The organism is Staphylococcus sp. EG-SA-15 (assembly GCF_017151895.1).
In the GTDB taxonomy this organism is placed as follows: domain Bacteria; phylum Bacillota; class Bacilli; order Staphylococcales; family Staphylococcaceae; genus Staphylococcus; species Staphylococcus aureus.
The window spans coordinates 37,871-49,796 of record NZ_JACVZN010000011.1; the positions used below are offsets into that span (position 1 = coordinate 37,871).

Genomic DNA, 11,926 nt, shown 5'->3' on the forward strand with positions numbered 1-11,926 from the left:
ATTGGAACATTGATAAAATTGTGAGGAGTGTCCAAACATGGAAATTTATGCAGATTATGCTGCGACCACACCAGTAAAACCTGAAGTAGTAGATGCGATGATGACGATTTACAATTCGCATTATGGTAATCCATCATCAATACATGCTAAGGGAAGAGATGCGCGTAAATATTTAGATGAGTCAAGACGTCAAATTGCACAATTACTTGGTGCAGATACACATGAAATTATATTTACGAGTGGCGCAACAGAATCGAATAATACGGCAATTAAAGGCATAGTAAAAGCAAATGAACAATTGGGTAATCACATTATCACATCGAAGATTGAACATCATTCTGTGTTACATGTTTTTGAACAATTAGAGCGAGAAGGTTTTGATGTAACATATCTAGATGTTGATGATACAGGTGCTATTGATTTAGACCAACTTGAAGAAACAATTACAGATAAGACGATTTTAGTATCTATTATGTTTGTAAATAATGAAGTTGGCACAGTGCAACAAATTTATGATATTCAAGATATTATTGCTGAGACAAATGCATATTTCCATGTTGATGCGGTTCAAGCAATTGGACATCTTGATGTTAAGTTTGACGAATTTGAGATCGACGCAATGAGTATTACTGCTCATAAGTTTGGCGGACCAAAAGGTGTCGGTGCATTACTAGTTAAAGACCATGTTACACTAGATTATCCTCAACTTGGCGGTGAACAAGAATTGAAACGCCGTGCAGGCACTGAAAATCTTGCGCAAATTGTTGGGATGGCTAAAGCATTACAATTAGCAGAAAAGAATCGAGACGATAACAATATTCATTTAATGAATTTAAAAGAACAATTTTTAGTTAAATTACAAGAAAGAGCGATTCCATTTGAATTAAATGGTTCAATGACGGATGCTACAGGCCATATTGTAAATCTATATTTTCCGTTTGTTGAAGTTGAAACGATGTTAACATTGTTGGATATGGCACAAATCTATGTGTCGTCTGGATCTGCATGTACAGCAGGCTCTACACAACCGTCGCATGTTTTAGATGCAATGTTCGAAGATGAGGAGCGATCAAATCATTCGATTCGATTTAGTTTTAACGAATTGACTACTGAAAATGAAATTAATGCAATTGTAGCTGAAATTCATAAAATATATTTTAAATTTAAGGAGGAGTCATAATTGTCAAATAAAGATATACGTGTTGTCGTTGGTATGTCAGGCGGTGTAGATAGTTCTGTAACAGCCCACGTCTTAAAAGAACAAGGTTATGATGTCATTGGCATATTTATGAAAAACTGGGATGACACTGACGAAAATGGCGTATGTACTGCAACTGAAGATTACAACGATGTTATTGAAGTGTGTAATCAAATTGGCATTCCATATTACGCTGTTAATTTTGAAAAAGAATATTGGGATAAAGTCTTTACGTATTTCTTAGATGAATACAAAAAAGGTCGTACTCCAAATCCAGACGTTATGTGTAATAAAGAAATTAAGTTTAAAGCCTTTTTAGATCATGCGATGAATTTAGGTGCAGATTATGTAGCAACAGGACATTACGCACGCATACATCGTCATGAAGATGGTCATGTTGAAATGTTACGTGGTGTAGATAATAATAAAGATCAAACATACTTCTTGAATCAATTATCTCAACAACAACTTTCAAAAGTGATGTTCCCAATTGGCGACATCGAAAAGAGTGAAGTGCGTCGAATTGCTGAAGAACAAGGACTTGTTACTGCTAAGAAAAAAGATTCTACAGGCATTTGTTTTATCGGCGAAAAAAACTTTAAAACATTTTTATCACAATATTTACCTGCACAACCGGGTGATATGATAACACTTGATGGTAAGAAAATGGGTAAACATAGTGGTTTGATGTATTACACAATAGGACAAAGACATGGATTAGGTATAGGTGGAGATGGCGATCCTTGGTTTGTTGTCGGTAAAAACCTAAAAGATAATGTTTTATATGTAGAACAAGGATTCCATCACGATGCATTATACAGTGATTACTTAATTGCTTCAGACTATTCATTTGTAAATCCAGAAGATAATGACTTAGATCAAGGTTTTGAATGTACAGCTAAATTTAGATATCGCCAAAAAGATACGAAAGTTTTTGTGAAACGTGAAAACGACCATGCACTACGTGTTACTTTTGCTGAGCCAGTAAGAGCAATCACACCTGGACAAGCAGTTGTTTTTTATCAAGGTGATGTGTGTCTTGGTGGTGCAACAATTGACGATGTGTTCAAAAATGAAGGTCAATTAAATTATGTTGTATAAACAATGGCAACAATAAATTACTTATTTGAAGTTTCAACGTCGAAAATGACGAAAGACAGTTTTTGATGAGAATAATTCATGATGATAGAGTCTGGGACATCACAATGTCCTAGGCTCTACAATGTTATATTGGCGGGGCCCCAACATAGAGAATTTCGTAAAGAAATTCTACAGGCAATGGAAGTTGGGGACGGGGCCCCAACACAGAAGCTGACCAAAAGTCAGCTTTCAATAATGTGCAAGTTGGGGATGGGGCCCCAACACAGAGAATTTCGTAAAGAAATTCTACAGGCAATGCAAGTTGGGGATAACGAATTTAATTTTGTTAAAATATCATTTCTGTCCCACTCCCTATGCATGAATCTAATTATGTATTCCTATTTTTAAGTACATAATAGTGGTGGCTAATGTGGAAGAACCATTACATAATAAACCGTTAATGGTTCTTTAGCATTTCTATTCCATTCCCGCTTTTTCATGAATGAAAATGATATTAGATTATATTTTATTCGTTGTTAAGTGATTCGAGACATACAATTTATCAAGATGTTATAATTGATGAGAAATGAGGTTCGTAAATGATAGATCAACAAACAATTTATCAATACATACAAAATGGAAAAATAGAAGAAGCGTTACAAGCATTGTTCGGAAATATCGAAGAAGATCCTACAATTATTGAAAATTATATTAATGCTGGTATTGTACTTGCTGATGCGAATGAGATTGAAAAGGCAGAGCGTTTTTTCCAAAAAGCTTTAACAATAGATCCGAAGAATGGCGTCGTATTTTATAATCTAGCAAATGTATATTATAATCAGCAACGTTATCAAGAAGCTATTAAATTATATCAACAAGCATTACAAACAGAGATTGAACAAGTTGATTGTAATTATATGATCGGTATGGCGTTTAATCAGTTAGAATCATTTAAGCTGGCATTGCCGTATTTAATGACTGCTGCGGAACTAGATAAAGACAAAGATGCAGAAGTTCAATTTCAATATGGTCTTGTATTATGTCAATTAGAAATGTTTAATGAAGCCATAACTCAACTTAAACATGTATTAACGATTGATAAAAATCATGTTGATGCAAGATACAATTTGGGCTTAGCGTTATTTATGAAAAATGAAGATATTGATGAAGCAATAACTCATTTTAAAGAAGCTGTGACTATCGACCCTAAACACTTATTAAGTCAGCATGCGCTGAAAACATTCACTAAAATGAAAGAGGAGGAGTAACATGTCAGACCCTACACTATTTGATTATTCAATGATCAAAGGTACTGTTGAAGCGATATTGTTTCAAAACAGTGATAATTTTTATACAGTGCTTAAAGTAGATACTATTGAAACAAATGAAGACTTTGATACAATGCCAACTGTTGTAGGGTTTCTTCCGAATATTGTTGAAGGCGATGTCTACACATTTAAAGGGCAAGTTGTTGATCATCCACGTTATGGTAAACAATTAAAAGCAGAGACTTTTGAAAAAGAAATGCCACAAACGAAAGAAGCAATTATAAGTTATTTATCTAGTGATTTGTTTAAAGGTGTAGGTAAAAAGACAGCTCAAAATATTGTTAATACATTAGGTGACAATGCGATAAATGATATATTAGATGACCATTCAGTGCTAGAAAAAGTTTCGGGATTATCTAAAAAGAAACAGAAACAAATTGCAGAACAAATTTCAGCAAATCAAGAATCTGAAAAAATAATGATTCGTTTACATGATTTAGGGTTTGGTCCTAAACTTTCAATGGCAATTTATCAGTTTTATCTCGGCGATACACTGACTATTTTAGATCGAAATCCATATCAATTGATTTATGATATTAAAGGTATTGGTTTTAATAAAGCAGATCAACTTGCTAGAAATATTGGTATCGCTTATAACGATAATGAACGATTAAAAGCTGCGTTGCTCTATACGTTAGAAGAAGAATGTATTAAACAGGGACATACATATTTGCCTATCAATGTTGTTATAGATTTAACGGTTGATGTATTAAATTATCAAGATGAAGAGGTCATCGAACCTGAAAAATTAGACGAAATGTTGCAATACTTAAATGAGGAAAAACGACTAATTATTGACAATGAACAAGTTGCAATTCCAAGTTTGTATTATTCTGAAATCAAAAGTGTTCAAAACTTATTCAGAATAAAGACGCATACAAATAAACTTACAGAAATTGAACAGTCAGATTTACAAATGCATATTGGTGAAATAGAAGATGCGAATCAAGTGAACTATGCAGCTTCACAAAAAGAAGCTTTGCAAACGGCTATCAATTCTAAGGTGATGCTATTAACCGGTGGACCGGGAACAGGAAAAACGACAGTAATTAAAGGTATTGTTGAATTATATGCTGAGATTCATGGCTTATCATTAGATTATGATGATTATGTCAATGATGATTATCCAGTTGTATTAGCAGCGCCAACAGGAAGAGCGTCCAAGAGACTACAAGAGTCAACTGGATTAGAAGCTATGACGATTCATCGTTTAATAGGTTGGAATCAAGACACAAAGCCAGAGGATATATTAGAAAATGAAATAAACGCACGACTCATAATCATTGATGAGATGTCTATGGTAGATACTTGGTTGTTCCACCAATTTTTAAGTGCAGTTCCTTTAGATGCACAATTGATATTTGTAGGTGATGAGGACCAATTGCCTTCTGTAGGTCCTGGTCAAGTATTTAAAGATTTAATTGAATCGAAAGCTATACCACGAGTTAATCTGACTGAAGTATATCGTCAACAAGATGGTTCAAGCATTATAGAATTAGCACATCGAATGAAGTTGGGTCAGAAAATTGATATTACACAGCGTTTTCATGATAGAAGTTTTATTAACTGTCAGGCAAACCAAATACCAACAGTTGTAGAGAAGGTAGTTACTAGTGCTGTTAATAAAGGGTATACTATGGCTGATATTCAAGTGCTTGCACCAATGTATAAAGGAAATGCCGGTATTAAACGTTTAAATCAAGTTTTACAAGATATTTTAAACCCTAAAAAGAAAGACACACGAGAAATTGAGTTTGGTGATGTAGTCTTTAGAAAAGGTGACAAAGTATTACAACTTGTTAATAGGCCAAATGATAATATATTCAATGGTGACATAGGAGTTATTGTTGGTATTTTTTGGGCGAAAGAAAATGCCCTTAATAAAGATGTACTTGTTGTGGATTTTGAAGGTAATGAAATTACATTTACGAAACAAGATATGATGGAATTAACACATGCTTATTGTACATCAATCCATAAATCACAAGGTTCAGAATTTCCTATTGTTATCATGCCTATTGTTAAACAGTATTTTAGAATGTTACAAAGACCGATATTATATACTGGTTTAACTAGAGCGAAAACGAGTTTAGTTCTACTTGGTGATCCAGAAGCATTTGATATTGGATTAAAAACAAATGGTCAAGCGCGTTTAACACAATTATGTACATTGTTGAAAAATTATTTTAATTCAGAAGATGAAGAAATGCTGGAAAACACAGCAACTAATGATACAGGAGCTTCACAAACGACAATAGATGATCAAGTAGAAGCGCCAATGTCATCGAATGATAGTGAAGAAGTTATGTCTGATTCAACAAAAACAGATACAAATGTATTAACGGAAGCTACAATGTTTAAAATTGACCCAATGATTAATATGGGAGAAATCACGCCGTATGACTTTATAGAACGTTGACAACAAGCGTAAATGTAACTAAAATAGAATTAAATTCGTATAAAGATGAGTAGTTAATGATTTGTTTATCAGAGATGTACTGGTTGGTGAAAAGTACAACAAACATTAGTGAACGCTACTTTATGCACAACTGTATAGTCGATTTAAAGTGATAAATGTGTTGAATTGCATTTATAACTAGGGTGGTACCGCGATAACGTTCGTCCCTTTTGAGGATGGGCGTTTTTTATTTTTTAATAATAAAAAATGATATTGATTTATACTAGTTTTTCAAATCGACTATCTGTGTCATCAATTTTTATGGAATGGTAATTTAAAAACAGTAAATAGGATGTGTAAAAGATGAAAAAGTTAAAAGCGAGTGAAATTAGACAAAAATATCTAGATTTCTTTGTTGAAAAAGGACATATGGTTGAACCTTCTGCACCATTAGTGCCAATTGATGATGATACATTATTATGGATTAATTCAGGTGTAGCAACATTAAAGAAATATTTTGATGGACGTGAAACACCTAAAAAGCCAAGAATTGTAAACTCTCAAAAAGCTATTCGTACAAATGATATTGAAAATGTTGGTTTCACAGCGCGTCACCATACATTCTTTGAAATGTTAGGTAACTTCTCAATTGGTGATTATTTTAAACAAGAAGCGATTGAATTTGCTTGGGAATTTTTAACGAGTGATAAATGGATGGGTATGGAGCCAGATAAATTGTACGTTACGATTCATCCGGAAGATATGGAAGCATACAACATTTGGCATAAAGATATTGGGCTTGAAGAAAGTCGTATTATTCGCATTGAAGGTAACTTCTGGGATATTGGTGAAGGGCCTTCAGGACCAAACACTGAGATTTTCTATGATCGCGGAGAAGCATATGGACAAGACGATCCGGCAGAAGAAATGTATCCAGGTGGAGAAAATGAACGCTATCTTGAAGTATGGAACTTAGTATTTAGTGAATTCAATCATAATAAAGATCATAGTTACACACCATTACCTAATAAAAACATTGATACTGGCATGGGGCTTGAGCGTATGGCCTCAGTTTCTCAAAATGTACGTACTAACTATGAAACAGATTTATTTATGCCTATAATGAATGAAATCGAAAAAGTATCAGGTAAACAATATTTAGTAAACAACGAACAAGATGTGGCATTTAAAGTAATTGCTGACCACATTCGTACGATTGCATTTGCAATTTCTGATGGTGCATTACCTGCCAATGAAGGTAGAGGATATGTATTACGTCGATTGTTACGTCGTGCCGTTCGTTTTAGTCAAACGTTAGGAATCAATGAGCCATTTATGTACAAACTTGTTGATATTGTTGCAGACATTATGGAACCATATTATCCAAATGTTAAGGAAAAAGCAGATTTCATTAAGCGTGTTATAAAGTCTGAAGAAGAACGATTCCATGAAACATTAGAAGATGGTTTAGCGATTTTAAATGAATTAATTAAAAAAGCTAAAGCGACAACAAATGAAATTAATGGGAAAGATGCATTTAAATTGTATGATACGTACGGGTTCCCAATTGAATTAACTGAAGAAATAGCAGTTCAAGCAGGATTGAAAGTTGATATGACAACATTCGAGTCAGAAATGCAACAACAACGTGATCGTGCACGTCAAGCACGTCAAAATTCTCAATCAATGCAAGTTCAAAGTGAAGTATTGAAAAATATTACATCTGCAAGTACTTTTGTTGGTTATGATACTGCGACAGCTCAAACAACACTAACACACTTGATATATAATGGTGAAGAAGTTTCACAAGTTGAAGCGGGTGAAACAGTATACTTCATGTTAACGGAAACACCATTTTATGCAGTCAGTGGTGGACAAGTTGCGGATACAGGTATTGTTTATAATGACAATTTTGAAATTGCTGTTAGTGAAGTAACCAAAGCACCAAATGGTCAAAACTTGCATAAAGGAGTAGTACAATTTGGCCAAGTAAATGTTGGCGCTACAGTGTCTGCTGAAGTGAACCAAAATGATCGACGTGACATTCAAAAGAACCATAGTGCAACACATTTATTACATGCAGCGTTGAAATCAGTACTGGGTGATCATGTTAACCAAGCTGGTTCACTAGTAGAAGCAGATCGTTTACGTTTTGATTTCTCTCATTTTGGTCCAATGACTAATGATGAAATTGATCAAGTTGAACGCTTAGTAAATGAAGAAATTTGGAAAGGTATTGACGTTAACATTCAAGAAATGGATATTGCTTCAGCTAAAGAAATGGGCGCAATGGCATTATTCGGTGAAAAATATGGTGATGTTGTGCGTGTAGTAAATATGGCACCATTTTCAATTGAATTATGTGGTGGTATTCATGTCCGCAATACTTCTGAAATTGGCTTATTCAAAATAGTAAGTGAGTCAGGTACAGGAGCTGGTGTGCGTCGTATTGAAGCATTAACAGGTAAAGCAGCTTTCTTATATTTAGAAGATATTCAAGAGAAATTTAATACGATGAAATCACAGATGAAAGTGAAATCTGATGATCAAGTAGTCGATAAGTTAACACAATTACAAGATGAAGAAAAAGCATTATTAAAACAATTAGAGCAACGTGACAAAGAAATCACATCACTTAAAATGGGTAATATTGAAGATCAAGTTGAAGAAATCAATGGCTATAAAGTATTGGTTACTGAAGTGGATGTACCAAATGCGAAAGCAATTCGCTCGACAATGGACGATTTTAAATCTAAACTACAAGATACAATTATCATTCTTGCAAGTAATGTTGATGATAAAGTATCGATGGTTGCAACTGTCCCTAAATCTTTAACAAATAACGTTAAAGCCGGTGATCTTATCAAACAAATGGCACCAATCGTTGGTGGTAAAGGTGGCGGTCGTCCAGATATGGCTCAAGGTGGCGGTACACAACCTGAAAATATCTCAAAATCATTAAGCTTTATTAAAGATTACATTAAAAATCTATAATTTAAAGCCATAATATTGTATGATGATAGTGAGTTATATTTGTAATTAAAGGAGTGTCGCAAATGGAAAACTTTGATAAAACAATGAAATTCGACTATGAAGAACTTCCAACGCAAGATGTAAGAGATGTTTTAAATAATGTTTATCGAACATTAGATGAACGAGGATATAATGCCGTAAACCAAATTGTAGGTTATTTATTATCAGGTGACCCTGCGTATATTCCACGCCAAAATGAAGCAAGAAATCAAATTCGTCATATTGATAGAGATGTTATTATGGAAGAGCTTGTTTCTTACTATTTAAAAGAGCAAAATAAATAATTTATGTTACAACATAAAATTTTAGGACTCGATGTCGGTAGTAGAACGGTAGGAATTGCAATTAGTGATATAATGGGTTGGACGGCACAAGGATTAGACACACTCCGAATCAATGAAGAAAATAATGAATTAGGTATTGACCAATTAGTAGACATTATTAAAAAACATAATGTGGGTACAGTCGTAATAGGACTACCTAAAAACATGAATAATTCAATAGGATTTCGAGGCGAAGCTTCGTTAACATATAAAGAAAAATTATTAGAAGCTTATCCTTCTATTGAGATTGTGATGTGGGATGAAAGATTAAGCACAATGGCTGCTGAACGATCATTATTAGAAGCAGATGTTTCAAGACAAAAAAGAAAACAAGTGATTGATAAAATGGCAGCGGTATTTATTTTACAAGGCTATTTAGATTCACTACATTAAAAGGAGATTTTACTATGACTGAACATAATCATGATTCACAACTAGAAATTAATAACGAAGAAGAATTATTAACTTTATTCGATGAAGAGGGAAATGAAGTTTTATACCGAAAAGTTTTAGAATTTTATCATCCTGAATTCAAAAAAGAGTATGTTATCTTAGCTGAAGAAGGTGCTCAATCAGATGAAGACGATATGATTGAGCTTGTACCAATGATCAATGAACCAGATGAGTCAGGTGACGGTGGTAAGTTAGTACCAATCGAAACTGATGAAGAATGGGACATGATTGAAGAAGTTGTAAATACTGAAATGGAAGAATAATTAAAAAGATTTTACTCTTGCTAACCTTAAGATGGGGAGGCAAGAGTATTTTTTTAAGTCAAGCAATGTATAAATAATTAACGCTTATAATTTTATTGAAAATATGGTAAAATATCTAAAGTTAAATTTTATATGAATGATTCGCTTCTATAAATAAAATAGCTTTGCGTCTAACACGAAATCAGTCATTTAATTGGTTGGCAAAATTATAATCAATTGTGAAGGCTGATTTATTTTATTGTCATAATCATATTGACTTATTTTACATAAAGGAAGTTTAAAACATGGATGACCTAAATAAAAAATATTTAATAGATTTACATCAACATCAAAATAGTTCAATCGAAGTTTTGCGTGAATTTGCCGAGGGAAATGAAGTGCCAATTGTAGATCGTTTAACATTAGATTTAATTAAGCAATTAATTCGTATGAATAATGTTAAAAATATTTTAGAAATTGGTACAGCAATCGGCTATAGTTCTATGCAATTCGCTTCTATATCTGATGACATTCATGTCACAACGATAGAGCGTAATGAAACGATGATTCAATATGCTAAACAAAATTTAGCTACTTATCATTTTGAAAACCAGGTTCGAATTATTGAAGGTAATGCTTTAGAGCAATTTGAAAATGTAAATGACAAAGTTTATGATATGATATTTATTGATGCAGCAAAAGCGCAATCAAAGAAATTTTTTGAAATATATACACCACTTTTAAAGCACCAAGGTCTCGTAATTACAGATAATGTTTTATATCACGGTTTTGTATCGGATATTGGGATTGTTAGATCGAGAAATGTAAGACAAATGGTTAAAAAGGTTCAAGATTATAATGAGTGGTTAATAAAGCAACCAGGATATACAACGAATTTTTTAAATATAGACGATGGATTAGCGATTTCAATTAAAGGAGAATGACTATGACAGAATTACTTGTCACACCCAAGTCATTAAGCCATATGGAAACACTTATTGATTTAGGTGCAGATGCTTTTGTAATTGGCGAGCAAAAGTTTGGTTTAAGACTTCCAGGGGAATTCAATAGACAACAAATGACAGAGGCTGTCGCATTAGCTCACAAAAACGATAAAAAAGTATATGCGGCAGTGAATGGATTATTTCATAATTATCATTTAGATGCTGTAGAAGATTATATTAATTTTTTACATGAAATACGAGTTGACAGAATTATTTTCGGGGATCCAGCAGTAGTAATGTATGTGAAGGCGCAAGAAAATCCAATACCACTTCATTGGAATGCAGAGACGTTAGTAACTAATCATTTTCAATGTAATTACTGGGGTAAAAGAGGCGCATCAAGAGCTGTCTTAGCACGTGAGCTGAATTTGGATGAAATTATTAATATAAAAGAAAATTCAAATGTGGAAATTGAGGTGCAAGTTCAAGGAATGACTTGTATGTTCCAATCAAAGCGTATGCTACTAGGCAATTATTATACGTTCCAAGATCGCCAAATGAAAATTGAACGTCGCAATGATGAACAATCTTTATTACTTTATGATGAAGAAAGACAAAATAATTACCCAGTTTACGAAGATTACAATGGTACGCACATTATGTCACCAAACGACATTTGTTTAATTGAAGAATTAGCACCATTTTTTGAGGCGGGTATAGATTCATTTAAAATCGATGGTATTCTACAAACGGAAGAATATATTAATGTGGTAACGGAACAGTATCGTCAAGCGATAGATTTGTACAATGAAGATCCTGAAATCTATGAAGATGAGAAATTTATGTTGATTGATCCAATTGAAGAAATTCAACCTGATCATCGACCATTTGACGAAGGTTTCTTATATAAACAAACAGTATATTAAG

Annotated in this window: 10 protein-coding genes and 1 other annotated feature; all 10 genes read left to right on the top strand. The window is 33.3% G+C overall.

Annotated elements, in window-relative coordinates:
• Window positions 1-37 precede the first annotated feature (37 nt).
• Window positions 38-1,180, top strand: a complete 1,143-nt coding sequence (locus IDG64_RS06900; protein ID WP_000409167.1) for a cysteine desulfurase family protein — start codon at window positions 38-40, stop codon at window positions 1,178-1,180.
• Entirely contained in the window at window positions 1,181-2,299 is a 1,119-nt protein-coding gene (gene mnmA, locus IDG64_RS06905) for a tRNA 2-thiouridine(34) synthase MnmA (protein ID WP_000066097.1), read from the top strand.
• A gap of 578 nt (window positions 2,300-2,877) precedes the next feature.
• The gene (locus tag IDG64_RS06910) at window positions 2,878-3,546 is read left to right on the top strand and encodes a tetratricopeptide repeat protein (RefSeq protein ID WP_000567017.1); all 669 of its coding nucleotides are present in this window, start codon (window positions 2,878-2,880) and stop codon (window positions 3,544-3,546) included.
• 1 nt (window position 3,547) lies between these two features.
• Window positions 3,548-6,025, top strand: coding sequence for an SF1B family DNA helicase RecD2 (gene recD2, locus IDG64_RS06915; RefSeq protein WP_001283311.1), 2,478 nt, complete (start codon window positions 3,548-3,550; stop codon window positions 6,023-6,025).
• 33 nt (window positions 6,026-6,058) lie between these two features.
• Window positions 6,059-6,236 (top strand) — a binding site (T-box leader).
• A gap of 131 nt (window positions 6,237-6,367) precedes the next feature.
• A complete protein-coding gene (gene alaS / locus IDG64_RS06920; protein WP_000734074.1) occupies window positions 6,368-8,998 on the top strand; it encodes an alanine--tRNA ligase in 2,631 nt (876 codons plus the stop codon).
• 62 nt (window positions 8,999-9,060) lie between these two features.
• Window positions 9,061-9,321: an IreB family regulatory phosphoprotein gene (locus IDG64_RS06925; RefSeq protein ID WP_000426912.1), complete on the top strand. Its 261-nt coding sequence runs from the start codon at window positions 9,061-9,063 to the stop codon at window positions 9,319-9,321.
• 3 nt (window positions 9,322-9,324) lie between these two features.
• Window positions 9,325-9,753: a Holliday junction resolvase RuvX gene (gene ruvX, locus IDG64_RS06930; protein WP_000939059.1), complete on the top strand. Its 429-nt coding sequence runs from the start codon at window positions 9,325-9,327 to the stop codon at window positions 9,751-9,753.
• Between the two features lie 14 nt (window positions 9,754-9,767).
• Window positions 9,768-10,076 carry a DUF1292 domain-containing protein gene (locus tag IDG64_RS06935; protein WP_000134779.1) on the top strand — a complete coding sequence of 103 codons (309 nt, stop codon included), beginning with the start codon at window positions 9,768-9,770 and terminating at the stop codon, window positions 10,074-10,076.
• Window positions 10,077-10,360: 284 nt separating this feature from the next.
• Window positions 10,361-10,999 (top strand): O-methyltransferase, encoded by a 639-nt coding sequence (locus IDG64_RS06940; protein ID WP_000342258.1) that lies wholly within the window; start codon window positions 10,361-10,363, stop codon window positions 10,997-10,999.
• A gap of 2 nt (window positions 11,000-11,001) precedes the next feature.
• Window positions 11,002-11,925, top strand: coding sequence for a peptidase U32 family protein (locus tag IDG64_RS06945; protein WP_000137774.1), 924 nt, complete (start codon window positions 11,002-11,004; stop codon window positions 11,923-11,925).
• Window position 11,926 lies beyond the last annotated feature (1 nt).